Raw genomic sequence first — 24,140 nt, forward strand, 5'->3', positions numbered from 1 at the left:
TCAACGTTTTTTCTCCAAGGTCGCCCGCTCCCGGGCGGCCTTTTTTTTGCCTTCACGCAGGGCCTTTCGCAGCACGGTGCGCGGTAGCCGTTCCGGTCGCCGTTTGCAAGTGGTTACGGTCGGTGCCGAACCCCGGGAACCGTTGGTATTGCTTGTATTGCGGACCGCCGCGAGGCACTGGTATAAAGGCGGCACCGCAGTCAAAGCGCCGTGCATTTGGCGTAGCGATGCGGGGTTGCGGGGGATGCCGGTCATGCCATTCCATGGCGGCGTTTTCTCGTCCCAGACCGATCACGCGGGCAGCAAACCGTTTAAGGGAGTGTCTCAATGAATAAAACCGATCTGATCAATGCCGTCGCCGAAAAGGCCGAGCTGACCAAGGCCGACGCCGGCCGCGCCCTCGAAGCGTTCTTCGAGACCGTGCAGAAGGCGCTGAAGAAGGGCGACGACGTGTCGGTCGTCGGCTTCGGTACGTTCACCGTGCGCAAGCGCGCCGCTCGTACCGGTCGCAACCCGCGCACCAACGAGACGATCAAGATCAAGGCTTCCAAGGTGCCGGCGTTCAAGGCTGGCAAGACTCTGAAGGATGCCCTAAACTGAGCGGCTAGTTCGCTCGGTTTCGGGTGCTTAGCTCAGCGGTAGAGCGTCGCCCTTACAAGGCGAGGGTCGTAGGTTCGATCCCTACAGCACCCACCAGAATCGCGGAGTGGTAGTTCAGTCGGTTAGAATGCTGGCCTGTCACGCCGGAGGTCGCGGGTTCGAGTCCCGTCCACTCCGCCAGTAATTCCAAGGGCGCCCGCGTGGCGCCCTTGTCGTTTATGCTTTGCCGCTTGCAAAGCTTCGAATCGCGGGAATCCATATGCTGCAGTCGTTGAGAGACAAGATGCACGGCTGGCCGTCCATCGTCGTGCTGGGCGTGGCGGTGTTTGCCATGTCCTTCTTCGGCATCGAGGGCTATTTCACTTCGCGCACCGAGACCTTCGTGGCCAAGGTCGGCAAGCAGGAGATCAGCCAGCAGGATTTCCAGAACCGCATGAACCAGCTGCGCCAGCAGGCCAGCGCGCAGATGGGCGACCAGTTCGATCCGAGCGTGTACGAGCAGCCGGAGATGAAGGAGCGCGTGCTGGACGCCATGGTGGACCAGCAGTTGCTGCTCAAGGCCAATGACGACCTGGGCCTGCGCGTTTCCGATGCCGCGGTGCGCGACGCCATTGCCGCGATCCCGTCTTTCCAGGTGAATGGCCAGTTCGACGCGGCCACCTACCAGGCCGTGCTTGCCGCCCAGCGCAAGACCCCCGCGACGTTCGAGGACGAAGTGCGATCGTCGATGGCGATCAGCCTGATTCCCGATGCGCTCACCGCGAGCACCATCATTACCGAGGACGAGGTCGACCGCTTCCTGAAGCTGCGCCTGCAACGCCGCGACCTGCGCTACGCGATGCTGCCGCGGCCGGCGCTCACTGACAGCAAGGTCACCGATGCGCAGGTCCAGGCCTACTACAAGCAGCACCAGGCCGAGTTCATGGCGCCCGAGCAGGTTGCCATCCGCTACGTCGAAGTCAACGCGGCCGACCTCAAGGTGGACAACCCGCCGACCGAGGACGACCTGCGCAAGCGCTACGCAGACGAGAAGCAGCGCTTCGTGCAGCCGGAGCAGCGCCTGGTCTCGCACATCCTGGTCGACGTACCCAAGAACGCCACGCCCGAGCAGCAGAAAGCCGCGCTGGCCAAGGCGCAGCAAATCGCCGCCGAGGCGACGCCCGCCAACTTCGCCAAGCTGGCAGAGAAGGATTCGGCCGACCTGGGTTCGAAGCGCCAGGGCGGCGACCTCGGCTGGCTGGAGCAGGGCGTAACCAACAAGGCGTTCGACGAGGCGCTGTTCTCGCTGCAGAAGGGCCAGATCTCCAAGCCGGTGCTGTCGGACGAGGGCTATCACATCATCTGGCTGCGCGATGTCCGCAGCGGCCAGGCCAAGCCGTTCGAGGAAGTACGCAGCCAGCTCGAGCAGGAAGCCGTCGCCGCCGAACGCGAGCGCAAGTACAACGAAGTGGCCGGCAAGCTGGCCGACAAGACCTACCAGAACCCGACCTCGCTGGAGCCTGCCGCGCAGGCGCTGGACCTGCCAATCAAGAGCACGGGCCTGTTCACGCGCGAAGGCGACAAGAGCGGCATCGCCGCCGACCCCAAGGTAGCCAAGGCGGCGTTCTCCGACGACGTGCTGGTGCAGGGCAACAACTCCGGCCTGATCGACCTGGGCAACGACCACTCCGTCGTGATCCACGTCGACAAGCACGTTCCCGCCGCGGTCAAGCCGCTGGCGGAAGTGCGCGACGCGATCGAGAAGGACATCCTGGACGAGCGCATCGCCGCGGCAGCCAAGCAGCGTGCCGAAGGCCTGCTCGCGCGCCTGCAGAAGGGCGAGGCGATGGACGTCGTGGCCGCCTCGGCCGGCGCCGCCGTCGAGAGCGTGCCGGAGGCGTTGCGCGTGCAGCAGGGGCTGCCCGAGCAGCTGCGTGACGAGGCGTTCCTGCTGCCGCACCCGAAGGACGGCAAGCCGCAGTTCGCGGCCGTGGCCTTGCCCGAGGGCGCCTACGCGTTGCTGGCCGTGGACAAGGTGCAGGACGGCGACCTGTCCAAGGTGACGCCCGAGCAGCGCAAGGTGCTGCGCCAGAGCATGCTGGCAGCGTATGGCAACGTGGCCACCGAGGGCTTCATCGACGCGCTGAAGGCGAAGACCGAAATCAAGATCGCCAAAGACCGGATGTAGGCGCTGGGCGCCAGTTGCAAGCAAAGGAGGCGACCTTCGGGTCGCCTCCTTGTTTGCGGCCTCCCGGAAGAGCGGTTGCCCGGTCACAGGCATGGCAACGCTTCCATTCGCCGGCGTGCCGTGCTCGAGCCGGGTTGCCCGGTGAGGGATAAAAAAAGGCGGCCCGAAGGCCGCCTTTTTGGTTCGCGGTGGCCTCCGGCTCAGATGCCGGTCATGCCCAGGATGTTGTAGCCCGCGTCCACGTAGGTGATCTCGCCGGTCACGCCCGAGGCCAGGTCCGAGCACAGGAACGCACCGACGTTGCCGACCTCGTCGATGGTCACGCTGCGCCGCAGCGGGGCGTTCTCATCCACGTGGTCGAGCATCTTGCGGAAGTTGGAGATGCCCGCGGCAGCCAGGGTCTTGATCGGGCCGGCCGAGATGGCGTTGACGCGGGTGCCTTCCGGGCCGAGGTTGAAGGCCAGGTAGCGAACGTTCGCTTCCAGGCTGGCCTTGGCCAGGCCCATCACGTTGTAGTTGTTGAGCGCACGCTCGGCGCCCAGATAGGTCAGCGTGAGAATGGCGCCGCCGCGGCCGGCCATCATCGGGCGCGCAGCCTTGGCCAGCGCGGCCAGGCTGTAACTGGAAATGTCGTGCGCGATGGTGAAGTTCTCGCGCGTGAGGTTGTCCAGGTACTGCCCCTGCAAGGCCTCGCGCGGTGCGAAACCGACCGAATGCACCAGGATGTCGAAGCCGTCCCAGTGCTTGCCGAGTTCCGCGTACATCTGGTCGATCTGGTTGTCCTGCGCCACGTCGCAGGGCAGCACGATGTTGGAGCCGAACGCGTTGGCCGCCTCGTCGACGCGGTCCTTCAGCCGCTCGTTCTGATAGGTGAAGGCCAGTTGTGCGCCCTCGCGATGCATCGCGTTGGCAATGCCCCAGGCGATCGAGCGCTGGCTGGCGATGCCGACGATCAGGGCACGCTTGCCGTGCAGGAATCCCATGCGTCCTCCAGGAAGTTGATGGCGCGCCGGGTGGCGCAGCCGGGTGATTTTAGCAGCGCTGCGAGCCTATGGGCCCCTCGCCAGTACGGAAGCTGACCGGACGCGACCGTGGTCGAGCGCCGCTACATCGCGTAGACCAGACGCGGGGTAGGTTGGCTCCATGTCCCCACCGTCCAGCACGCCTGGCAGGGCAAGCGCATGAGCGCGTTTGCCGTGAAGCCCTGGTTCGCCATCGCGATGGTCGTCGCCGCGCCGCTGGTGCTGGCGGTCGTCGAAATCTTCCACCCGCACCCGCACGACCTGTTCGACCTGGACGTGGGACGGTGGATGTTCGTGCATTACGCGCAGATTCCCCTGTTCCCGCTCTCCGCGCTGTCGATGGCCATGCTGGTGCGCGACCGGACCGACTGGGCCGCGTGGCTGTGCAAGGCCGGCATGTTCGTGTTCGCCGTGGCTTTCACCACCTTCGACACGGCAGCGGGTCTGGTGATCGGCCTGCTGGTAAAAGGTGCGCTCGCCTCCGGAAGCCCGGAGTCCTGGCGCGACATGATCGATGCCTTGTGGTTCGACCCGGTGCTTGGCGGCCAGGGCTTCACCGACGCGCCGCTGATGGGCCTGATCGGGCGCCTGTCGTTGTCCTTTGGCGCGGTGGCGGGCGCGATCTCGCTGAAGCGGGCGGGGCATGGCTGGCTGCCGGTGCTGTTGCTCGCCACCGCCAGTTTCGGCATCAACGTGTTCAAGTCGCACTCCTGGCCTGGTGGGCCGCTCACCTTCGGCGGCATGGCGCTGGCGGCTGGCTGGATCCGGTGGGAAAGCCTGCGCCGCCAGGCACGCGCGGTGGCGTTGGTGCAGGAGAACGTCGACGCTTCCGTCGAGGCGCCCGCCGAACCGAGGACCCGCGTCGGCGTGCGCTGAGCGCGGGGGCGCCTGGAGCCAGGCTTTGCGTCCCGGACGGAGGCGCTGACCTGCATCAATGCAGGCCCCGGGCGCCGCGCGCAGGATCGGACCGTCGAGGCATCCACCCCAGGTCGCTCGAGCCCCAGGCGTCCGTCGTGTGGCGTGCGCACGCCCCGTAAGGAGGCATCCATGAGCAAGCCCGTTTCCCGCCCGCCTCCCGCCAATAGCGCGGGCATGCGCAAGGCCGCCGAACGCAGGATCGACGACCAGCTGGAACAGAGTTTCCCCGCCAGCGACCCGCCCGGTTGGACGCTTGGCGCCAACGATCGGAGCGATCCGGTCGTGGCCATTCAACAAGACCAACTCGACCCCGCCGCTTCGCCTTGAAACCGCCTCCGCGTTTGCGCCAGCGCTGGGGGGGCGAGCCCTCGAGGTGTTCGCCCAGGGCGCGCCGGCGCTGGGCGTCGCGTACCAGCGACCGATGGGGCGCCCATGAGCGGTGCGGTGGAACTTGCGCGGAATCGCGTTGATGGCCCTTCGAGCACTGCCCGGGAGGGTGGGCGCTCGCCCGGAGCCGTTGCACTCGACCCTGGCAATCCCCATGTTTCCCGATTGGTTCCAAGGAGCAACCGCCGTGCCCGATCTGTCCGCCTTTCCGATCACCGCGCGCTGGCCGGCACGGCATCCGGACCGCATCCAGCTCTATTCGCTCAACACGCCCAACGGCGTGAAGGTGTCGATCATGCTGGAGGAGACCGGGCTGGCCTATGAGCCACACCTTGTCGACATCATGCGCGACGAGAACAGGACGCCGGAGTTCCTCTCGCTGAACCCCAACGGCAAGATCCCGGCGATCATCGATCCGGACGGGCCCGGCGGCGAGCCGATCGGGCTGTTCGAGTCCGGCGCGATCCTGCTCTATCTGGCCGAGAAGACCGGCATGTTCCTGTCGGCCGATCCGGCGCTGCGCTGGGAAACCATCCAGTGGCTGTTCTTCCAGATGGCGGCGATCGGGCCGATGTTCGGGCAGGTGGGTTTCTTCCACAAATTCGCCGGGCGCGAGTACGAGGACAAGCGCCCGCTCAAGCGCTACGTGGATGAATCGCGCCGCCTGCTCGGCGTGCTGGAAGCGCGCCTTGACGAGCGGCCGTGGCTGATGGGCGAGGACTACAGCATTGCGGACATCGCCACGTTGGGCTGGGTGCGCAACCTGGTCGGCTTTTATGAAGCGCGCGACCTGGTGCATTTCGACGAGCTGTCGAACGTGCCGGCGTGGCTGGAACGCGGGCTGGCTCGCCCGGCGGTGGAGCGTGGCTTGCAGATCCCCGGTCGAGGCTAGTTCCCGGTCCGCTGTTTCCGCTCGCTCGTGTCCCGGCCCGTGGCCTCCGGTGAGACGGCCTCCGGTCGGGCATGTTCCAGCAACGTCTTTGCCGCCGGCTGCCATAGAGTCCAGTTGTGGTGGCCCGGCAGTTCGAAGGCGTGGCCCGGTGGCAGTTGTGAGGCGAGCAGGGCGATGCGGTCGCGGAAGCGTTCACTGTCGCCGTAGGCAACCCACACCGAAACGGTCCGCCGGGGATCGTCCGACCAGCGCTGGATGTAGCGCCACAGTTCGCGCTGGTAGGTTTCCTGGGTGAACGCCTGCACGGGCCCCGGTTGCCAGCGATCGAGCCCGCCCGCGGCCTGGATCTCGCGATAGATGGCCTTGTCGCCGAGGTAGGGCGAGATCAGCAGCATGCCGTCGATCTCGCCCGGATACGCCCGGTCGTACATCAGCGCGCCCAGCCCTCCGAGCGAGATGCCCGCGAGCCAGATCTGGTCGTAGCGGCGCGCGCTCGCTGGCGCAATGACTTCATCATGCAACCGTTCGGTTGCGCGGCCTTCGCGGTAGAATGGCATGGTCAAGCCGGTCAGGATCACGTCCGCGTCCGGCCATTGCCGATGAATCGTCTGAGCGATGCCGCGTCGGCCCAGCGATTGGAGGTCATCGCCGCGCCCGGGAAGCATGACGACCAGCCGGTGCGGCGGCTGCGTGGCGGGCACCAGCCGCGTCGGAATGGGCCGGGTGATGTCGCCGCCTGCGCTGCACGCGGCCAGCAAGAGGGCGACCAGGGGACCGAACAGGGCGGACGGACGCAGGCGCATGGCAGGGATCCGGTAGCGAACGGGCGCCAGCGTGCGCCGGCGAAGATGAAGATCGCGCCGCGCAATCGCGGAACGTTCATTCCGGGGCCTTGTACGCAATCAAAGGCGTGTTGGATCTTTGCCTTGCGGTGCCTTGCGGTGCCTTGCGGTCGCGCTCGAAGCGCTCCCGGTCAGCCGTTCACCGATCCGGCGATCTCGCGCAACGCCTGCTCGAACACCTCCGGCGGCTGTCCGCCCGGAATCAGGTGCGTCCCGTTGACGATGGTCGCCGGCACCGAGCGGATGCCGCGCTGCTGGAAGAGCCGTTCCTGTGCGCGCACCTCGTCGCCATACGCGCCGCTTTCAAGGACATCGCGCGCTTCCTCACCCTCCAGCCCCGCCTCGCCGGCCAGGCGCACCAGCACCTCGCGCGAAGCCACGTCCTCGCCGTCGGTGAAGTAGGCGCGCAGCAGCGCCTTCTTCAGCGCGAGATGGCGGCCCTTGAGTTCCGCCCAGTGCAGCAGGCGATGCGCGTCGAAAGTGTTGTACACGCGGCTGCCGACACCCATGTTGAAGGCGAACCCCACCGCTGCCGCCCGCTCGCGGATCACCGCACGATTGGCTTCCACCTGCGCCGTGTCGATGCCGTACTTGTGCATCAGGTGCTCGGTGGCGTCTTCGCCTTCCGCCGGCAACTGCGGGTTGAGTTCGAACGGCTGCAGGTGGATGTCCGCCTGCACCGTGCCGCCGAGGCGCTGGAGGGCCTGCTCGAGCGATGCGAGGCCGACGGCGCACCAGGGACAGGAGACGTCCGAGACAAAGTCGATGCGGAGTGGGGTGGGAGCGGTCATGGCGGTTCCAGCGGTTGCGTGGAAGTTACATGGAGCCCGCCATGGCCATCTCAACCGCCGCCGGTTCCGTAGGAGCGCACCCGTGCGCGACCGCGGGCCACATCGTTGCATGGCGGTCGCGCACAGGTGCGCTCCTACAAAATGCCGCGTCAGAGGACGTTCTTGCCCTCGCCCGGGTGGTAGACCTGCTCGGTATGCCCCTTCAACTGATCCGGCCAGTAGTACACCTCGCGCAGGTTGCCGGTGGTGTAGCGCTCGGCCTCGTCGTTGAAGTGCGGCGATTGCGGATGCCCGCTCTCGCCGCCGGCCGTGATCGCGCGCGCGCTGACCTTCGGTCCGAACTCGACCACGGCGACGAAGCTGTTGCCGCTGGTGCCGTAGTAGCGCCTTGTGCCGGGCCAGCGGTGCGCGCCAAAGGAGGCCAGCGAACCCCAGCGCGACGAGGTGAAGGGCACCGGGATGCTGGGTTTGCTGTCGTCGAATGGCTGCACCAGGTCGCCGTTGATGCGCTGGAAGCGGTTGATCTCGCCCCACGGCACGCCCCAGTGGCCGAAGTCCTTCTGCAAGCGGTCGACCGCCTCGACCAGCGCACCCAGGCGCGCCTTCGAGCCGGCCTTTTCGGCCATGGCGTCGTAGATCGACAAGCCTTCGGCAGTGTCCGCCTTGCTCACTTCGTCCCACAGCGTGTCGCCCCAGAACACCGCCAGCGAGGTCGGCATCGAGGCGATACCCCAGCGGTAGTCCCAGTGGCGCAGCATGGCGATGGGGCCGGCGAGCTTCTTCTTCAGCGGATCGCTTGCAGGAAGGGCATCGTAGTCCGCGACCAGGATCGGGATCTGCCGCGCGAACGCCGGCAGGTAGGAGTCGAACGCGGCGGTGATCAGCGAGGCGCGGGTGAAGTCGTCCTTCCCCGTGAGCACGCGGATCGCGTGCAGGCCGCGCGGGTTCTCGCCGAAGGTGTCCATGTAGCGGGGGAAGTCTTGCTTCTTCGGGCTGTCCTTGCCGGCGGCGGAGTAGGGCCAGTTGTTGGTGTTGTAGACCCAGCCGTTGGCCGGGTTGAACACGTGCGGCGCCTGGTCCAGCGGCGTGAGGCCGTGCCAGTCCGTGGCCGGGTCGGAGCCGTCGACCGGCTTGGTGTAGTCGAAGCGGTCGTCACGCCTGGGAATGAATTGCGGGTGCAGATAGGCGATCTCGCCCTTGTCGTCCGCGAACAAGGTGTTGTTGGACGAGTTGGCCTTGAGCTCGGCCACCTTCATGTAGCTGGCGTAGTCATGCGCCCTGGTGCGCAGCCAGCTTTGTTCCAGCGCGGGAATGGGCCGGTTCATCAGCGCCATCGCGATCCACTTGCCATTCGCCTCGCGCACGATCGGGCCGTGGTGGGTGAAGTAGGCGGTGAACGTGCGTTTGGCCTTCGAGCCGTCCTTCGCGCGATAGGCGAGGGTGATCTCCCGCTCGGTAACGGGTCGAAGCTCCTTGCCGTAGCGGTAGAACGGCTTGCCGTCCTTGCGCACGATGGTTTCGGCGAACTCGTCCACCACGTCCGCGCCGGTGGAGGTATGCATCCAGCCGATGTGGTGGTTGAAGCCCTGATAGACGAAGAACTGGCCCCAGGTCACCGCGCCATAGGCGTCGAGTCCCGCGTCGGAGGTCATCTGCAGCTCCGAACGGAAGAAGAACGAGGTGTGCGGGTTGATCAGCAGCAGCGCGTGGCCGTCGGCGGTGAGCTTCGGTGCGATCGCGATGCCGTTCGATCCGGTCGGTTCGACCCAGGTCGGATGTGCCTGGGCCATCGCCACCGGCACCGGCGCGTCGTCGGGCTTGCCGTAGAAGGCCTGCAGCTGCTTGAGCGAGACGCGCTCGATATCCCCCCCGATGCTGCCCTCGGTGAAGCTCAGCGCCATCCAGGGTTCGTAGTGGGTGATCACGCGCGGGTGCACGTCCGGATGGGTGGCCAGGTAGTAGTTGAGGCCGTCGGCCCAGGCGTTCATCAACTGCTTCAGCCAGCCGGGGCTTTGCGCGTAGAGCTTCTTCAGCTCCACCGGATCGATGAAGAGCTGCTGGCGCAGGTCGGACCAGAGCGCCGGTTCGCCCTCGGCCTCGGCCAGCCGGCCCAGGGAATTGAGGTAATTGGTCTCGACGCGGTTGAAGTCATCCTCGGCCTGCGCGTAGACCATGCCGAACACCGCATCCGCATCCGTCTTGCCGTGCACGTGGGCGATGCCCCAGTCGTCGCGGGTGATGGTCACTGCCCGGGCTTCCTGCTTCCAGCGCGCCTGCTCGCCGGCGTCCGCCCGTGCGGTCGTGACCAGTCCGAACGCAAGCAGGGTCGCCAGCGGCAGAGCGCGCAGCGTGTGGCGCAGCATCGGGCGGACCGGTGAGGACGAAATGGTGGCAGGCATCTGTGGCTCCCTTGCGTGGCTGGGGCCGAGGGACCGCGAGCAACCGGGTCCGCCGGGCGTCGCCGGCAACCATAGCAGGCACGGGAGATGCGCGAAGCGGACGCGGACGGCGGTCACGGCCGCGGCGCTGCGGCCTTGACGTCACCCAAGCCGCTGCGGCACGTTCGGACGATGCCCTACCGACTGATGACTGCCGTGTCCCGTCTCCGTTGCCTGTGCGCCCCGCTGCTTCGAGCGAGCCGCCTCCTCCCGCTGGCCTTGCTGCTGGCCGCGTGCGGTCCGGTGCGCAACCCGATGGCGCACTGGGTGCCGTCACCCAACTACGACGAGCGCCGCCCCGTGGCGATCGTCATCCACTTCACCGACCAGCATTCGGTGCAGGAGAGCCTGCACACCCTGCGCACCGCCAACAGCGGCGGCCCGGTGAGCGCGCATTACCTGGTCGGCAGCGACGGCGACATCTACCAGCTGGTCGCCGACAGCAAGCGCGCCTGGCAGGCCGGTCCCGGGCGCTGGGGCACGATCACCGATCTCAACTCGGCATCGATCGGCATCGAGCTGGACAACGATGGCCACTCGCCCTTCGCGCCCGCGCAGATCGACAGCCTGCTGCGCCTGCTGGCGGACCTCACCACGCGCCTGCACATCCCGCCCACGCAGATCATCGGGCATGAGGACCTCGCGCCCGGCCGCAAGGACGATCCCGGTCCGCTGTTTCCCTGGCAGCGCCTGGCCGAGGTCGGGTACGGGCTGTGGCCGCAAGGCCCGCTGGTCGATCCACCGCCCGGCTTCGATCCCTGGATGGCGCTGGCGCTGGTGGGTTACCCGCTGGACGACCGTGCGGCCGCGGTGCGCTCCTTCCATCACCATTTCCGCGGCCTGGACGGCGACACCTTGGATGCCCAGGACCTGCGCGTGCTGTACGCGCTGGCCTGCCAGCTCACCGGAACGCCCGAACTTGCGCCGGTCCCGACCCGGTAGCGGCCGATTCTCCCTCGGAGGGACTCCGTGGCGGATGTCGAAATCCGGTCCGTCCGCTCGTCGCAAGAGTGCAAGCCCGCTCATCCCGACGAGGAACCGCCCATGCAAGTCCAGCCTTACCTGTTTTTCGATGGCCGCTGCGAAGAGGCCGTCGCGTTCTACCGCGACGCGCTCGGTGCCAAGGTGCTCGCCCTGATGCACTACTCGGACGCGCCGCCGGGCGACGCCGGCTGCCCGGGCGGCCAGCCGCCGCCGGCGGACAAGGTGATGCACGCCGCGCTGCAGATCGGCCAGACCCTGGTCATGGCGTCTGACGGCTTCGCCACCGGCCGGCCGGAGTTCAAGGGCGTGTCCCTCTCCATCACGGCCGACGACGACGCGCAGGCGCGCAAGCTGTTCGATGCACTGTCCGCAGGCGGCCAAGTGCAACAGCCGCTCGGGCCGAGCTTCTTCGCCTCCAGCTTCGGCATGGTGGCCGACCGTTTTGGCGTGTCCTGGATGGTGGTCGCGGGTACCCAGGGCTGATCTTCAGAAGCAGCACTGCTACCCGGCTGCAACGCCGCAAAGGGGAACCGGGCCCATGGTGGTCGGGGGCACGGTCACCCTGTACGCCCATGGCGATGCATGACGTGCTCGCGCAGGCCCCGCCGTTCGCGAATCACATACACCGCGAAGACGACGGTCAGCTGCACCATGCCGTAGTCGGCGCCCAGCGCATGGGCGATCGCGGGCATTGCCGGCGTGTACTCGGTGTCGCCGAAGGGCGCCAGCGCCATCATGAGGGCCAGCAACGCCAGCGCCGGCCGCGGCGCCTGTGCGCGTCCTCGTCGGGCCGTTGACGCGCCGTTGGCGGCACAGGTGCCGGAATCGGCCGGGTAGCAGGACATGCGGCGGCACTCGCGCCAGGTCGGGCGGCCACGATTGATGCTTGCCCGAGAACGTTTCGTGAGGCACGCGCGGGGCGGACCGCCGCGCAACCCACAGGATCCACGGCATGGCCCCAACCCACAGCGACGCTCGCGCCGCCGCGCCGGCAGGCTGGCTGCGCCGGTGGTTGCGCCACGATATCGAGCAGCCGCTTCAGGACCTGGCCGGAGGCCGCGCGCGGTTGAAAGTGATCGTGCTGCTCGCCTGCGTACTGTCACTGGACGCCGCCGACAAGGCGACCGTGGGCGCGGTGGCCGCGCCGATGAAAGCGGCGCTGCACATTGGCAACCTCCAGGTCGGCTGGCTGGTGACTGCCTCGACCGCGGTCGCCGCCGTGGTGACGCTCCCCTTCGGGGCGCTGGTCGACCGCGTCCGGCGCGTGCGCCTGCTGGCGATCGCGCTGGTGCTCTGGTCGGCGACCATGGTGGTAAGCGGCTTTGCAGTGTCCTACCCGATGCTGTTGCTCAGCCGCATGGCACTGGGCGTGGTCGCGTCGGCCGCCTCGCCGGCGGTCGCTTCGCTGACCGGCGACTTCTTCCGGCCCGGGGAACGCGGGCGCATCTTCGGCTACGTGCTGGCGGGCGAACTGCTCGGCGTGGCGTTCGGCTTCCTGGTCTGCGGCAACGTCGCGGCGTGGCTGTCCTGGCGCGCCTCGTTCCTCGTGCTGGCTGCGCTGGGCTTCGTGCTGGCGGTGGTGCTCTGGCGCTGCCTGCCCGAACCCTTGCGCGGCGGGCAAAGCCGCATCCCGATCGGTGCCCGCCGCGTGCCCGGCGCGGACACTTCCGCCCGGGACACGGCTGGCAGTGCGGCGCAGGGCGGTTCGCTGCGGCGGGTGATCCGCTGGCGCGGCGTGCGTCCACGCCACGCGCTGATGACGATGAATCCGGCGAGCGCCTCGCTCTGGCGCGCCGTGCGCTACGTGCTGGCCGTGCCGACCTACCGCACGCTGATCACCGCCTCGGCGCTGGGTTACTTCTACTTCACCGGGCTGCGCACCTTCGCCATCGTGTTCATGCGCGGGCGTTTCGAGCTCGGCCAGGCGATGGCCAGCAGCCTGGCGGTGCTGCTCGGGCTGGGCGCGATCGTCGGCGTGTTGCTGGCCGGGCGCCTGGGCGACCGGCTGATCGACCGCGGCCGCCTGACCGGGCGTGTGCTGGTGGCGGCAGGGGCCTACCTGCTGGCCACGGCGGCCTTCCTGCCGGCGCTGCTGCTGGGCACGCTGTGGCTGGCCGGACCTTTCTTCTTTCTCGCCGCGGCCGGCATCGGCGGAGCCAACCCGGCGGTGGACGCCGCGCGGCTGGACGTGATGCCCTCGGCGCTGTGGGGCCGCGCCGAGGGCGTGCGGGCGACTTTCCGCTTTGCGTTGGAGGCGATCGCACCGCCACTGTTCGGCTACGTGGCGGGCGATTTCGCCGGCCACGCGCAGACCGGCAGCGAGGCGGCGGGCGCCGCGGCCGGGGGCGTGGCCACGGCCCGCCTGGGCGCGGCGGGGCTGCAGTACACCTTCCTGGTGATGCTGGCGCCGCTGGCGGTTGCGGGCCTGCTGCTCCTGCTGCGGGCTACCCGAACCTACGCGCGTGACGTGGCCTCCGTGTTGGCCGCCGAGCAACGCACCCGCCACTGATCCGCGCGCCGCGCACGTCGCCTTGACGCAAGCGGGGGCGTTCGGCGCGAAGATGGGGACATGCCTACGTTGAATCCTTCTCGGGCGTGAACGGCCCACCCGGGGCGTGTGCGCATTCCCCATTCATGAGACAGCCGATTGGAATCATGGATTTCCCTGGCGCGCTGCGAGCCGGGGGAACGGGCGCCCATGCGTGGGTAGCCCGCATCGAATGCCGCGCAGCACACCCCGAGAGGAGCAACGCAATGAACCATCGTTTCGAAAGGACCGGTCCCCTGACCGAGATTTCCAGCTATCCGCAGTGGGCGCAGGACATGGTCGGCGCCTGCGAGGAAACCAAGCAGAGCGTGATCCGCCACGAGCTGTGGGACCTGATGCGCGAGGTGCGGCTGGGCCGCCAGGGCACCCGCGACTTCATGGCGGGCATCTGGCCGGTGATCGAGCGCTTTCCCGCCTACATGGCGCGCAACCTGCTCAAGACCCAGTACGGCCGCAGCCCGGGCGACAACATGGCCCGCCGCTGGCTGGTGCGCAACATCCGCGTCGAGCAGAACCACGCCGACCACTGGCTCAACTGGGCCGAGGGCGCCGGCGTGCCGCGCTGGGAGGTCCTGTACGGCGACCGTGCCCAGGGCACCCAGGTGCTGGCCGATTGGTGCGAGGAGGTCAGCGAGCATGACAGCCTGGCGGCCGGTATCGTGGCCACCAACTACGCGGTCGAAGGTGCCACCGGCGAGTGGTCGCAGCTGATCTACGACAGCGCCAGCTACGCCCAGAGCATGCCGACCGACAAGCGCGTGCAGAGCCTGCGCTGGCTGCAGCTGCACGCCGCCTACGACGACACGCACCCCTGGGAGGCGCTGGAAATCGTCTGCACGCTCAAGGGAACCGCCCCGGCTGCCGATGAAGTGGACCATCTCACCGAGTGCGTCAAACGCAGCTACCTCGGCATGCGGATTCTGGCCGACCGCTGCATCGCGCAGCCGCGCGTTTACGGAACCGTGAACGAGGCGGCGGCTTGATGACGCACGAAAGGTGAACAATCCCCCGTAGAATTGCGCGGGACAGCCACAGGATAAGGGACCAGATGCCTGCTGCCGTGCCCAAATTGCACTCACTGCCACGGCGCCTGCTGCCGCTGGCATGGGGGCTGGCGGCCGTCATCGGGCTGATCCTTGCCTTTACCTGGGGGGCATTGCAGGTGCAGGTCGCTCTCGCCGGTTTCCTCAACGGCGAGAGCATCTGGTCCAAGGCGCAGAAGCAGGCGGTCATCGACCTTCGCAACTACGCCGCCAGCGGAAACCCGGCCGACCTGGCGGCCTACCGCCGCAATTACGACATCCTGCGCATCGACCGCTGGACGCGCGACGTGGTCGCCACAGGCAACTACGACCGCCAGGCGGTGGCTGATGCGCTGGTGCGCGTCAACACCATGCAGTCGGCCGTGCCGGGCGTGATCTTCATGCTCGACCATTTCGCTTCCGGCCCGTACATGAAGCAGGCGCTCGCGGCGTGGCGTTCGGTCGACGACCAGGTCGCTGCACTGGATACGATCGCCCACGAGCTGCAGGCGGCCCACGCGCACGGCGAGATGGACCGGGCCAGCATCGCGCGCCAGCAGGCGCGCATCCGCGCGTTGAATGACGACATCGAGCCGCGCGCCAAGGTGTTCTCGCAGGAGGTGGCGCACGGCGCGGTCTGGATGGGGCGCGTGCTGTACTCGACCATCTTCGGCGCCACCTGCCTGGCCACGCTGTTGTGGCTGTGGATGGCCCGGCGCGTGCTGGCCAACATGCGCGGCACGGAAGAGCGCTACCGGCTGCTGTTCGACCGTGCGCCGGACGCGATCGTCATGGTGGACGAGCAGGGCGGCCACATCCTGGACGCCAACTACAAGGCGACCGAATGGACCGGCCGTGGGCAGCAGGAACTGATCGGCATGCCGTTCGCCGCGCTGTTCGAGCGCGGCCAGCCGGGCGGGGAGGGCATCACCCAAGGCGTCTTGCGCCATGGCGAAGGGCCGTCCCGGCCGGTGGAAACGCAGAGCAGCCTGGTCCGATGGGGCGAGCGCCAGGTGCGCCAGGCGATCGTCCGCGACATCTCCGAGCGCATCAACCTCGAGCAGGAGCGGCGCATCGCCGCCGAGGCGCTGGCGAGCATCGCCGAGGGCGTGATCATCGCCGATGCCGAACGCAGGGTGCTCTCGGTCAACGCCGCGCACGTGGCCATCACCGGGCTGTCGCTGCAGGAGATGCTGGGCCGCCGCTTCGACGAAACCCGTCGCCTGCCCGACGACAGCCCGCTGCCGCCATCGGTGTGGGACACCCTGGAAGCCGGTGGCAACTGGCTGGGGGAGGTGCATAGCCAGCGCGCCGATGGCAGCGTCTACCCCGAGCTGCTCAGCATCAGCGTCATCCGCGACGCGGAAGACCGCGTGCTGCAATACGTGGCGGTATTCACCAACATCAGCACCACCAAGGCCAACCAGCGCCGGCTGGAGCACCTTGCCACCCACGACCCGCTGACCGGCCTGGCCAACCGCGCCGAGTTCGAGCGCCAGTGCGCGCAGGCGATCCACGCCGCCGACCGCGAACATGGAGCGGTGGCGGTGCTGTTCATCGACCTGGACGCCTTCAAGGTGGTCAACGACAGCTACAGCCACGCCATTGGCGACCGGCTGCTGGTGCACGTGGCCGAGCGCATCAGCCGCGACCTGGGCGAGCACGACGTGGCCGGCCGCATCGGCGGCGACGAGTTCACCGTGCTGATCGGCCGGCTGGTCTCGCGCGAGCAGGCCAGCGCGCTGGCGCAGCGCCTGTTGAGCGTGCTCGGCGAAGCCATGAAGGTGGGCGACTACGAGGTCGCGCTGAGCGCGAGCATCGGTATCGCCGGCTATCCGCTGGACGGCAGCGACCCGGTGACCCTGATCGCCAATGCCGATGCGGCCATGTACGCGGCCAAGACGCAGGAACGCAACACCTATCGCTTCTACTCGCCGATGATGCAGGCCGATGCGCGCAAGCGCCTGGCGCTGGCGGCGGAACTGCGCCAGGCCCTCAGCCGCGGTGAGTTCCGGCTGGTCTACCAGCCGAGCGTGGATCTGCGGAACGGCAAGGTGGTGGCGGTCGAGGCGCTGCTGCGCTGGCGCCATCCGTCGCGCGGCGAGGTATCGCCGGCCGAGTTCATCCCGATGGCCGAGAAGCTCGGCCTGATCCGCCACGTCGACGAATGGGTGCTGCAGGCGGTGGCCCGCCAGATGCGCCAGTGGGACGAGGAAGGCCTGCCACCGATCCGCGTGGCGGTGAACATCTCCGCGGGCTCCTACGGCGCCCCGCACTTCGTCGAGGACGTCCGACGCTGGCTGGTGGCGGAGCAGGTCGTTCCTCAGCGCCTGCTGCTGGAGATCACCGAAGGCGCGATCCTGCGCCTGGGCGACGAGATGGAGCGCACCATGAATGCCCTGCATGCGCTCGGCGTGGGCGTGGCGATCGACGATTTCGGTACCGGCTATTCCTCGATGGCGTACCTCAAGCTGCCGGCGATCGCCTTCCTCAAGATCGACAAGAGCTTCGTCGACGGTTTGCCGGGCAGCTCGCATGACGCGGCGATCGTCGAGGCGATGCTGACGCTGTCCAAGCGGCTTGGCCTGTGCGCCATCGCCGAAGGCATCGAGACCGAAGCGCAGCACGAGTTCCTGTTGCGCGCCGGCTGCACCGAAGGCCAGGGCTATCTGTATGCGCGGGCGCTGGAAGTGCAGGAGATCCAGCGCATGCTGCGCCCCGGCCAGCGCCCGGGTTCGGCCAAGCTGAGGCTGGTCCCGCCGGTCCGCTGACCTGTTGCATTCTCTGTTGGGCGGGCTTGATCCCGCCGGCTCTGGGCCCTGGAAGATTGGCGTGCGCAAGCCCCACCCTGCGGGGCGGCCTCCGGCTTGGGCCTAATGCAGGCGCACCTGGACCATCTGTTCGCGCGGGCGATACAGCGCCGGCAGCCACTGCTTGAGGTGGGCCACCTTGGGCGCATCGTTGTAGACGATGTAGGCGTTGTCGGGGTGCTGGGCCGCGAAGTTCTGGTGGTAACCCTCGGCCGCGTAGAAACCCCTCAGCGGCACGACGTCGGTGACGATCGGCGCGGCGAATGCGTGCGCGGCGGTGAGCTGCGCGATGTAGGCCCGGGCGATCCGCTGCTGTTCGGGCGTGGCGTAGAAGATCGCCGAGCGGTACTGGTTGCCGACGTCCGGCCCCTGGCGGTTGAGCTGGGTCGGGTCATGGGCGACCGAAAAGAACACCTTCAGCAGTTGGCCGTAGCTGACCCTGGCCGGGTCGTAGATCACCTTGACCGATTCGGCGTGCCCGGTGTCGCCGTCGCTGACCTGCTCATAGGTAGCCGTGTCGGCGTTGCCGCCGGCATAGCCGGACCAGGCTTCGCGCACGCCGCGGACGTGGTCGAACACGGCCTCGACGCCCCAGAAGCAGCCCCCGGCGAACACCGCCACCTGCTCGCCGGGGCGGGTGGGCGCGGGGTCGAGTCGCGGATCGGGCAGGTGGGCCACGCCGTCGGCGGTGGCCGGTCCGGACACACCGCAGCCGGCCAGCAGGGCGACGGCCAGGGGGATCAGGGAAAACCATCGGGTGGACATGCGGTTACCTCGAAGCGAGTCACGAGGAGCTTTACGGACGCATGCCCGGATGGGATGCACCACGCTCGCAAGGGGATTCGCCGGCCGCGGTCGTCCGGTTACATCAGGCCACGTGGATTTCCACGTCGCCCAGGCTCACTGTCTGCCCCGCGTGGATCTTGCACGTCTTGCGCAGCTCCTGCTGTCCATCGACGTAAACCTCGCCGCTGGCCACCAGCATCTTGCCGGCACCGCCGCTGTCGCACAGCCCGACGAGCTTGAGCAACTGGTTGAGCTCGACGTGATCGCGGTCGAGCTGGAAGGTAAGCGTCTGCATGGCTGGCGTCGGGCTGCTGGCGGGCAGGCAGTGTATCGGGAGCGCATGCGACGAGGGCGCCGCGGTGCGGCGCCCTCGGGGTAGAGCGGCGACCCGAGGGGTCAGTGGTAATAGCTGCTGATGCGATTGGTGAACGTCGTATCGGCGAAGTCAGGCCAGTTGTCCTGGTCGAACCCCGGCGCGTCCTTCAGGCGGTCCTTGGAAACGTCCAGCACCAGGCAATGGTTCTCGGTGTCCAGCCGCATTGCGTTCCACGGCACCGCAAACAGCTTGTCGCCCATGCCGAGCCAGCCGCCGAAGGACAGCACGGCGTACTGGATGGTGCCGCTGGCGGTATCGATCATGAGGTCCTTGATCTCGCCCAGATCCTCGCCCGAGGCGTTGCGCACGTTCTCGCCGTTGAGCGTGCTGGAGGCCAGCACCGGGCCCGTGCCCATGCCGCGGTTGGGGTTGGTCGAGTTGTAGCCGGTCGATTGGATGGTCATGGCGGATCTCCTTGGGCAGTGAGGGAAATCGTCGTCGTCGCGACAGTCTCCAGCCTGCCTCAACGGCCGTGACGCGCGGGGCAAACGGCCGTAAACATCCCCTGAGTCCGTCCCTCAGCGCGCATCCACGCGGGCCTGCAAGGCCGTGGCGGCAGCGGGGTTGCGCTCCTTCGCGCTGCTGATGAAAAAGATGAACACATCCCGCGGCGCGCCGCCCGGCTGCGGCGTGCTGGCGTGCGGCAGCCCGGCCGGGTCCTTGCCCTGCGCCCAGGCGCTTGCCTGTTCGGCCCAGGTATCCAGCGCTTCGGACGGATAGCCGTCCGGTTGGTCGGCTGCACTGCGCATCAGTCTTGCGTAGACGAAATCGCCAGTGAGGTCGGCGAACGAGGGGTACTTCGCCGCGTCGGTGAACACCGTGGGTACCCCATGCGCGCGGGCGAGCTCCACGTAGCGCTCGCTTGCGAAGCTTGGGTGGCGTACTTCCAGCGCGTGGCGCAGCGGACGGCCGTCGAGCTCGCGCGGCAGCGCGTCGAGAAAGCCGGCGATGTCGTCTTCGTCGAACGGCCGCGACGGACCGAGCTGCCAGTTGATCGGCCCCAGCCGGTCGCCCATTTCCCCGAGGCCGCCGAAGACGAAAGCGTCGATGCCCTTGCCGGCGGCGGCGAGCTTCCTGCTCTCGACGACGTAACGCGGCGCCTTCAGTGCGAATACGAAGCCCTCGGGTGTCTCTGCCGCCCATTTGGCGTAGGTCGCCGGCTTCTGCGCGCCATAGAACGTGCCGTTGATCTCGATCGCGCGCAGATGGCGGCTGGCGTATTCCAGCTCGCGCCGCTGCACCAGGCCGGCGGGGTAGAAGTTGTTGCGCCAGGGGGCGAAGGTCCAGCCGCCGATGCCGACACGGATCGGCCCGGAGGGTGGTGCGGCGCGAGTGGGTGTCATGGCATGCTCCTGCGGCGGGCGCCCATGCTTGCACGTGACCGTCGTCGGTTGCGTGAGCGGCGTGACTTGCGCCACGCGCGACCCCTTCACGGGGCGCGTATCCGTGCAGCGCTTCCTCCGCCTTCCGCGACCGCGATCACTGGTGCGCCCCGGCCGACCTGGGCGACGAGCTGAACATGGCCTCGCCCCGGGCTCGCATCTGGGCCCCGATCACCGCACGCTGTATTTCTCCAGCACACGGGGCGTGCGCGTGCACTACCCCGTAGCGAAGCGCAGGGACGCCAGGACGTGGCGTGCATGGAGGCCTGGGACACCGGCCTGGACAACCTCTGGTCGATCTCGCTGGCGCCCTGGATCGCGGCCCACGCCCATGGTGGCTTAGCGGACGCGGCAGGCTGGCGTCGTGCCGGTTTTGCCGCGATAGTGGGGCGTTCTCAATGCGGAGCCTTTCGATGACCCAGCCTGTTTTCTCCATCCGCCTGGCCGCGGCCTGCGCGCTGGTGTTCGCCGCCACCGGCGCGCTGGCGCAGACGCCCGCCCAGCACCCGCTGCCGCCGCCGGTCTCCACCGGCGACACCGCACGCCCGATGCTGCCGCCGCAGCTGGCGGATTTCGGCGCCTACGTCGACAGCGCGCGCAAGACCTTCGACGTGCCCGGCATCGCGGTGGCCATCGTCAAGGACGGGCACGTGGTGATGGAGCAGGGCTTCGGCCTGCGGGAGCTGGGCAAGGGCGACAAGGTCGATGCCGACACGCTGTTCGCGATCGCTTCCAACACCAAGGCGTTCACCGCCGCGGCGCTGCAGCAGCTGGCCGAGGCCGGCAAGCTGGACATGGATGACCGGGTGATCGAGCACCTGCCGTGGTTCCGCATGTCCGACGCCTACGTGACCCACGAGATGCGCATCCGCGACCTGCTGGCACACCGCAGCGGCCTGTCCCTGGGTGCGGGCGACCTGCTGTACTGGCCGCCGACCGACTACACCACCAGGGATGTCGTCGAGCGCCTGGCCAAGGTGCCGATCAAGAACAGCTTCCGCGCCGGCTATGCCTACGACAACATCCTGTTCGCCGTGGCCACGCTGGTGATCGAGCAGGCCTCCGGCCAGAGCTACGCCGACTACGTGCGCGAGCACATCTTCAAGCCGGTGGGCATGAACGAGTCGCTGATCGACAAGACCTACCTCAAGAGCGGGATGGATGTCGCCACTGGCCACGCCAAGGCCGACTTCAGGGACCTCAAGCCCGTGCCCCCGATGGCCTGGCTCAACGACCCGGGTGCCGGCGGCATCTACTCGAGCGTGCACGATCTGGCCAAGTGGATGAACGTGCAGCTGGCCGGCGGCGCGTTGCCGACCACCGGCGCCGACGGCAAGCCGAAGCGGCTGTTCTCCGAGGACAGCCAGCACCAGATGTGGTCCATGCTCACGCCCATCGAGATCCACAAGGCGCAGGTCCCCGAGCTGGCTTCGCTCACGCCCGACTTCTTCGGTTACGGCGAGAGCTGGTTCCTGTCCGACTACCAGGGCAGGAAGCTGGTGTGGCACACCGGCGGCTGGCCGGGGATGGTCTCGCGCGTCACGCTGGTGCCGGAACTCAAGCTCGGCGTGGTGGTACTGACCAACGCCGAGTCCGGCGCCGCCTTCAACGCGGTCACCTACCGCGTGCTCGATGCCTACCTCAACCCGGGCAAGAAGACCGACTGGGTTGCCGTGTACGACAAGGCGGTGAAGAAGGCGCAGGCCAAGGCCGACGACAGCATGGCGAAGCACGAGGCCGCGCGTGACAAGGACAGCAAGCCTTCGCTGCCGCTGGCCGGTTACGCGGGGACCTACCGCGATCCGTGGTACGGCGACGTCGTCGTCAGCCGCGAGGGCGGCAAGCTGCGCATGCGCTTCAGCCATACGCCGCAGCTCGTCGGCACCATGACACCCTGGCAGCACGACACCTTCACCGTGCGCTGGGACGACCGCACGCTCAACGCCGATGCCTTCGTCACCTTCGCGCTGGATGAGGATGGCCACGTGCGCGAGGCGCGCATGGAGCCGATCTCGCCACTGACCGACTTCAGCTTCGACTTCCAGGACCTGCGCCTGGCGCCGGTGGAGAAGGGCGACAGCGGATCGTCGGACTGACACGCATGGGGCCGGGCAACCGGCCCCTTTTTCATTCGAAGGAGCGCTTGCCATGTTGAACCCCGTTCGCGGCGCACTGGCGCTGCTGTTCACCGGCCTGCTGGCCACCGGAGCCTGCGCCCGCGAGGCGGCGCCGGCCACGCATCAGTTCTTCCAGGTCAACCTGCCGGCCTCGGCGGGCAAGCCCACGGCCGGGCGGTTGCTGTTGTTCGCCGCGGAAGCGAAAACCGCCCGGGCCGCCGCCAAGGATGGCAAGGTCACCGAGGTGGAGAGCAGCCCGTTCGCGCCAAAGGACACCGCGGTGGCCGCCCGCGAGGTCGAGCGCCTGGCACCCGGGGAGGGGGTGCTGCTGGACGCCGACGACCAGGCCTTTCCCTCGGCTTTCTCGAAGCTGCCGCCGGGCGACTATCTGGTGCAGGCCGTGCTGGACACCCAGCACGACTACAACTACCACGGGCGCAACGGTGGCGACCTGGTGAGCCCGGTGGTCGAGGTGCACCTGCCCAGCGCCGCCGCCCCCACGCTGGCCTTGACCGAAACGCTGCCCACGCCCGCGCTGTGGGATCTGCCCGAGCGCTACCTGAGCGACACGACCAGGAAACACCTGGCTCAGGCGCGCAAGCAGGTGCAGCCGATCGACTTCGTCAGCCCCGCGCTCAGCGGCTTCTGGGGGCGGCCGATCCACATGCGTGGCTGGGTCGTGCTGCCGCCGGGCTACGACGCTTCGGCCAAAACCACGTACCCGACCGTGTTCCAGACCCACGGCTACGGCGGCGACCTGCACACGCAGGCGGGCACCGCGGCGATGGTGTTCGGCGCGATGGCCGAGAAGCAGCTGCCGCCGATGATCTGGGTAGTGCTCGACGAATCCAGCCCCACCGGCACCCACGAGTTCGCCGACTCGGTGAACAACGGCCCCTGGGGGCAGGCGCTCACCACCGAGCTGATCCCGGCGCTGGAGGGCAAGTACCGCATGGATGCGCGTCCCTCGGGCCGCTTCCTCACCGGCCACTCTTCGGGTGGCTGGGCGACGTTGTGGCTGCAGACGCGCTACCCGAAGGTATTCGGCGGCACCTGGTCGACCTCGCCCGACCCGAGCGACTTCCACGACTTTACCGGCGTCGACCTGTACACCCCGCACGCCAACGTCTACCACCGCGCCGACGGCACGCCGTATCCGCTGGTGCGCGACAAGGGCAAGGTGCTGGCCACCTACGAGACCTTCGCCCGGCTGGAGCGCGTGCTCGGATCCTACGGCGGGCAGATGGCGTCGTTCGAATGGGTGTTCTCGCCGCGTGGCGCGGACGGGCAGCCCGTGCCGCTGTTCGACCGCGACACCGGTGCCGTCGACCCGGCGGTGGTCGCCTACTGGGGCGAACACTACGACATCGCCCGCCGCCTGAAGGCGCGCTGGCCCGAACTCAAGCCCGACCTGGACGGCAAGATCCACCTCATCGTCGGTACCGCCGACACGTTCTATCTCGACGGTGCCGCGCACAAGCTCAAGGCCGTGCTCGATGGCCTGGGGGCCAGGTCCGAGTTCCACTTCCTGCCCGGCCGCACCCACATGGACCTGTACGTGCAGGGCAAGGACCGCCAGGGTCTGCTCAAGCAGATGGCATGGGCGATGTACGCGGTGGCGCGGCCGCAGTCGGAACTCAAGCGCGTTGCAGCAAACCCGGCGCGCAATGGCCCTCTCTCCGCTTGGGGGAGAGGGCTGGAGTGAGGGGTACAAGGCCAGCCTCCAGTGTCGAAGAGGCCACTGTAGGAGCGCACCTGTGCGCGACCGCCACCTCCCCGGTCGCGCACAGGGTGCGCTCCTACAACAGCCGACGATGAGAGCGCCCCGCGAGCCCCGGCCCCTCACCCCAACCCTCTCCCCGGAGGGGAGAGGGAGCTGATCCGGCCCGGTCGCACATCACTCCAGCACCTGTGCGGCAGCCGCTCCCTCTCCCCGCCGGGGAGAGGGCTGGGTGACGGGGACAAGGCCAGCCTCGAGCGTCGGAAGGGCCACTGCAGAAGCGCACCTGTGCGCGACCGCCATCTCCCCGGTCGCCCACAGGGTGCGCTCCTACAACG

The 24,140-nt window shown here is 68.2% G+C and carries 22 protein-coding genes and 2 tRNA genes; 14 read left to right on the top strand and 10 right to left on the bottom strand.

All coding sequences use genetic code 11. The features are described 5' to 3' along the window. Nucleotides 1-255 carry a hypothetical protein gene (locus ACFWZU_RS06485; RefSeq protein ID WP_439700597.1) on the bottom strand — a complete coding sequence of 85 codons (255 nt, stop codon included), beginning with the start codon at nucleotides 253-255 and terminating at the stop codon, nucleotides 1-3. Nucleotides 256-327: 72 nt separating this feature from the next. Between ACFWZU_RS06485 and ACFWZU_RS06490 the strand changes: the two genes are divergently transcribed. The 4 genes from ACFWZU_RS06490 to ACFWZU_RS06505 all read left to right on the top strand — a co-directional run bounded on the left by ACFWZU_RS06490 (nucleotide 328) and on the right by ACFWZU_RS06505 (nucleotide 2,767). Continuing rightward, entirely contained in the window at nucleotides 328-600 is a 273-nt protein-coding gene (locus ACFWZU_RS06490) for an HU family DNA-binding protein (RefSeq protein ID WP_209623098.1), read from the top strand. Between the two features lie 21 nt (nucleotides 601-621). Further along, nucleotides 622-696: transfer RNA gene (locus ACFWZU_RS06495), tRNA-Val, on the top strand. A 7-nt stretch (nucleotides 697-703) separates the two neighbouring features. Beyond that, nucleotides 704-780 (top strand) — tRNA-Asp (locus tag ACFWZU_RS06500). A gap of 79 nt (nucleotides 781-859) precedes the next feature. Next, the gene (locus ACFWZU_RS06505) at nucleotides 860-2,767 is read left to right on the top strand and encodes a SurA N-terminal domain-containing protein (RefSeq protein WP_439700598.1); all 1,908 of its coding nucleotides are present in this window, start codon (nucleotides 860-862) and stop codon (nucleotides 2,765-2,767) included. 200 nt (nucleotides 2,768-2,967) lie between these two features. Here ACFWZU_RS06505 and ACFWZU_RS06510 read toward each other — a convergent pair whose 3' ends face one another. Further along, a complete protein-coding gene (locus tag ACFWZU_RS06510; RefSeq protein ID WP_439700599.1) occupies nucleotides 2,968-3,750 on the bottom strand; it encodes an enoyl-ACP reductase FabI in 783 nt (260 codons plus the stop codon). 198 nt (nucleotides 3,751-3,948) lie between these two features. On the opposite strand from ACFWZU_RS06510, the gene ACFWZU_RS06515 reads away from it, so the two are divergent. The 3 genes from ACFWZU_RS06515 to ACFWZU_RS06525 all read left to right on the top strand — a co-directional run bounded on the left by ACFWZU_RS06515 (nucleotide 3,949) and on the right by ACFWZU_RS06525 (nucleotide 5,986). Then, entirely contained in the window at nucleotides 3,949-4,665 is a 717-nt protein-coding gene (locus tag ACFWZU_RS06515) for a hypothetical protein (RefSeq protein WP_439700600.1), read from the top strand. A gap of 171 nt (nucleotides 4,666-4,836) precedes the next feature. Beyond that, nucleotides 4,837-5,034 (top strand): hypothetical protein, encoded by a 198-nt coding sequence (locus ACFWZU_RS06520; protein ID WP_439700601.1) that lies wholly within the window; start codon nucleotides 4,837-4,839, stop codon nucleotides 5,032-5,034. A 247-nt stretch (nucleotides 5,035-5,281) separates the two neighbouring features. Continuing rightward, nucleotides 5,282-5,986 carry a glutathione S-transferase N-terminal domain-containing protein gene (locus ACFWZU_RS06525; RefSeq protein WP_439700602.1) on the top strand — a complete coding sequence of 235 codons (705 nt, stop codon included), beginning with the start codon at nucleotides 5,282-5,284 and terminating at the stop codon, nucleotides 5,984-5,986. On the opposite strand, the gene ACFWZU_RS06530 is transcribed toward ACFWZU_RS06525, so the two are convergent. The 3 genes from ACFWZU_RS06530 to ACFWZU_RS06540 all read right to left on the bottom strand — a co-directional run bounded on the left by ACFWZU_RS06530 (nucleotide 5,983) and on the right by ACFWZU_RS06540 (nucleotide 9,982). Further along, nucleotides 5,983-6,789, bottom strand: a complete 807-nt coding sequence (locus ACFWZU_RS06530; protein WP_439700603.1) for an alpha/beta hydrolase-fold protein — start codon at nucleotides 6,787-6,789, stop codon at nucleotides 5,983-5,985. The two genes, ACFWZU_RS06525 and ACFWZU_RS06530, sit on opposite strands and share 4 nt — an antisense overlap. A gap of 170 nt (nucleotides 6,790-6,959) precedes the next feature. Further along, nucleotides 6,960-7,619, bottom strand: coding sequence for a DsbA family oxidoreductase (locus tag ACFWZU_RS06535; RefSeq protein ID WP_439700604.1), 660 nt, complete (start codon nucleotides 7,617-7,619; stop codon nucleotides 6,960-6,962). Nucleotides 7,620-7,768: 149 nt separating this feature from the next. Beyond that, the gene (locus ACFWZU_RS06540; RefSeq protein WP_439700778.1) at nucleotides 7,769-9,982 is read right to left on the bottom strand and encodes a penicillin acylase family protein; all 2,214 of its coding nucleotides are present in this window, start codon (nucleotides 9,980-9,982) and stop codon (nucleotides 7,769-7,771) included. Nucleotides 9,983-10,213: 231 nt separating this feature from the next. Between ACFWZU_RS06540 and ACFWZU_RS06545 the strand changes: the two genes are divergently transcribed. Next, the gene (locus ACFWZU_RS06545; protein ID WP_439700605.1) at nucleotides 10,214-10,999 is read left to right on the top strand and encodes an N-acetylmuramoyl-L-alanine amidase; all 786 of its coding nucleotides are present in this window, start codon (nucleotides 10,214-10,216) and stop codon (nucleotides 10,997-10,999) included. A gap of 102 nt (nucleotides 11,000-11,101) precedes the next feature. After that, nucleotides 11,102-11,524, top strand: a complete 423-nt coding sequence (locus ACFWZU_RS06550) for a VOC family protein (protein ID WP_439700606.1) — start codon at nucleotides 11,102-11,104, stop codon at nucleotides 11,522-11,524. Between the two features lie 74 nt (nucleotides 11,525-11,598). On the opposite strand, the gene ACFWZU_RS06555 is transcribed toward ACFWZU_RS06550, so the two are convergent. Continuing rightward, complete coding sequence (locus tag ACFWZU_RS06555; protein WP_439700607.1) at nucleotides 11,599-11,886, bottom strand: hypothetical protein; 288 nt, start codon at nucleotides 11,884-11,886, stop codon at nucleotides 11,599-11,601. Nucleotides 11,887-11,993: 107 nt separating this feature from the next. Here ACFWZU_RS06555 and ACFWZU_RS06560 point away from each other — a divergent pair, with 107 nt between their 5' ends. The 3 genes from ACFWZU_RS06560 to ACFWZU_RS06570 all read left to right on the top strand — a co-directional run bounded on the left by ACFWZU_RS06560 (nucleotide 11,994) and on the right by ACFWZU_RS06570 (nucleotide 17,382). Next, on the top strand, nucleotides 11,994-13,550 hold the full coding sequence (locus ACFWZU_RS06560) for an MFS transporter (RefSeq protein WP_439700608.1): 1,557 nt from the start codon (nucleotides 11,994-11,996) through the stop codon (nucleotides 13,548-13,550). Between the two features lie 245 nt (nucleotides 13,551-13,795). Next, a complete protein-coding gene (locus tag ACFWZU_RS06565; protein WP_439700609.1) occupies nucleotides 13,796-14,572 on the top strand; it encodes a TenA family transcriptional regulator in 777 nt (258 codons plus the stop codon). A 77-nt stretch (nucleotides 14,573-14,649) separates the two neighbouring features. Next, the gene (locus ACFWZU_RS06570; protein ID WP_439700610.1) at nucleotides 14,650-17,382 is read left to right on the top strand and encodes a putative bifunctional diguanylate cyclase/phosphodiesterase; all 2,733 of its coding nucleotides are present in this window, start codon (nucleotides 14,650-14,652) and stop codon (nucleotides 17,380-17,382) included. A 102-nt stretch (nucleotides 17,383-17,484) separates the two neighbouring features. Here ACFWZU_RS06570 and msrA read toward each other — a convergent pair whose 3' ends face one another. The 4 genes from msrA to ACFWZU_RS06590 all read right to left on the bottom strand — a co-directional run bounded on the left by msrA (nucleotide 17,485) and on the right by ACFWZU_RS06590 (nucleotide 19,926). Further along, entirely contained in the window at nucleotides 17,485-18,186 is a 702-nt protein-coding gene (gene msrA, locus ACFWZU_RS06575; RefSeq protein ID WP_439700611.1) for a peptide-methionine (S)-S-oxide reductase MsrA, read from the bottom strand. A gap of 103 nt (nucleotides 18,187-18,289) precedes the next feature. Continuing rightward, nucleotides 18,290-18,502 carry an RNA-binding S4 domain-containing protein gene (locus tag ACFWZU_RS06580; RefSeq protein WP_209623335.1) on the bottom strand — a complete coding sequence of 71 codons (213 nt, stop codon included), beginning with the start codon at nucleotides 18,500-18,502 and terminating at the stop codon, nucleotides 18,290-18,292. 101 nt (nucleotides 18,503-18,603) lie between these two features. Further along, a complete protein-coding gene (locus tag ACFWZU_RS06585; protein WP_439700612.1) occupies nucleotides 18,604-18,987 on the bottom strand; it encodes a PRC-barrel domain-containing protein in 384 nt (127 codons plus the stop codon). A gap of 114 nt (nucleotides 18,988-19,101) precedes the next feature. Beyond that, nucleotides 19,102-19,926 carry a DUF72 domain-containing protein gene (locus ACFWZU_RS06590; RefSeq protein WP_439700613.1) on the bottom strand — a complete coding sequence of 275 codons (825 nt, stop codon included), beginning with the start codon at nucleotides 19,924-19,926 and terminating at the stop codon, nucleotides 19,102-19,104. A gap of 452 nt (nucleotides 19,927-20,378) precedes the next feature. Between ACFWZU_RS06590 and ACFWZU_RS06595 the strand changes: the two genes are divergently transcribed. Beyond that, a complete protein-coding gene (locus tag ACFWZU_RS06595) occupies nucleotides 20,379-22,061 on the top strand; it encodes a serine hydrolase (protein WP_439700614.1) in 1,683 nt (560 codons plus the stop codon). A gap of 52 nt (nucleotides 22,062-22,113) precedes the next feature. Beyond that, nucleotides 22,114-23,787, top strand: coding sequence for an alpha/beta hydrolase-fold protein (locus tag ACFWZU_RS06600; RefSeq protein ID WP_439700615.1), 1,674 nt, complete (start codon nucleotides 22,114-22,116; stop codon nucleotides 23,785-23,787). Nucleotides 23,788-24,140 lie beyond the last annotated feature (353 nt).

The organism is Frateuria sp. GZRR33 (genome assembly GCF_051900425.1).
GTDB lineage: Bacteria > Pseudomonadota > Gammaproteobacteria > Xanthomonadales > Rhodanobacteraceae > Frateuria_A.

Bases quoted from the DNA above. Each gene is read 5' to 3' on its own strand.
- ACFWZU_RS06485 (WP_439700597.1), bottom strand. From the start codon at position 255: ATGACCGGCATCCCCCGCAACCCCGCATCGCTACGCCAAATGCACGGC.
- ACFWZU_RS06490 (WP_209623098.1), top strand. From the start codon at position 328: ATGAATAAAACCGATCTGATCAATGCCGTCGCCGAAAAGGCCGAGCTG.
- ACFWZU_RS06505 (WP_439700598.1), top strand. From the start codon at position 860: ATGCTGCAGTCGTTGAGAGACAAGATGCACGGCTGGCCGTCCATCGTC.
- ACFWZU_RS06510 (WP_439700599.1), bottom strand. From the start codon at position 3,750: ATGGGATTCCTGCACGGCAAGCGTGCCCTGATCGTCGGCATCGCCAGC.
- ACFWZU_RS06515 (WP_439700600.1), top strand. From the start codon at position 3,949: ATGAGCGCGTTTGCCGTGAAGCCCTGGTTCGCCATCGCGATGGTCGTC.
- ACFWZU_RS06520 (WP_439700601.1), top strand. From the start codon at position 4,837: ATGAGCAAGCCCGTTTCCCGCCCGCCTCCCGCCAATAGCGCGGGCATG.
- ACFWZU_RS06530 (WP_439700603.1), bottom strand. From the start codon at position 6,789: ATGCGCCTGCGTCCGTCCGCCCTGTTCGGTCCCCTGGTCGCCCTCTTG.
- ACFWZU_RS06535 (WP_439700604.1), bottom strand. From the start codon at position 7,619: ATGACCGCTCCCACCCCACTCCGCATCGACTTTGTCTCGGACGTCTCC.
- ACFWZU_RS06540 (WP_439700778.1), bottom strand. From the start codon at position 9,982: ATGCTGCGCCACACGCTGCGCGCTCTGCCGCTGGCGACCCTGCTTGCG.
- ACFWZU_RS06550 (WP_439700606.1), top strand. From the start codon at position 11,102: ATGCAAGTCCAGCCTTACCTGTTTTTCGATGGCCGCTGCGAAGAGGCC.
- ACFWZU_RS06555 (WP_439700607.1), bottom strand. From the start codon at position 11,886: ATGTCCTGCTACCCGGCCGATTCCGGCACCTGTGCCGCCAACGGCGCG.
- ACFWZU_RS06560 (WP_439700608.1), top strand. From the start codon at position 11,994: ATGGCCCCAACCCACAGCGACGCTCGCGCCGCCGCGCCGGCAGGCTGG.
- ACFWZU_RS06565 (WP_439700609.1), top strand. From the start codon at position 13,796: ATGAACCATCGTTTCGAAAGGACCGGTCCCCTGACCGAGATTTCCAGC.
- msrA (WP_439700611.1), bottom strand. From the start codon at position 18,186: ATGTCCACCCGATGGTTTTCCCTGATCCCCCTGGCCGTCGCCCTGCTG.
- ACFWZU_RS06580 (WP_209623335.1), bottom strand. From the start codon at position 18,502: ATGCAGACGCTTACCTTCCAGCTCGACCGCGATCACGTCGAGCTCAAC.
- ACFWZU_RS06585 (WP_439700612.1), bottom strand. From the start codon at position 18,987: ATGACCATCCAATCGACCGGCTACAACTCGACCAACCCCAACCGCGGC.
- ACFWZU_RS06590 (WP_439700613.1), bottom strand. From the start codon at position 19,926: ATGACACCCACTCGCGCCGCACCACCCTCCGGGCCGATCCGTGTCGGC.
- ACFWZU_RS06595 (WP_439700614.1), top strand. From the start codon at position 20,379: ATGACCCAGCCTGTTTTCTCCATCCGCCTGGCCGCGGCCTGCGCGCTG.
- ACFWZU_RS06600 (WP_439700615.1), top strand. From the start codon at position 22,114: ATGTTGAACCCCGTTCGCGGCGCACTGGCGCTGCTGTTCACCGGCCTG.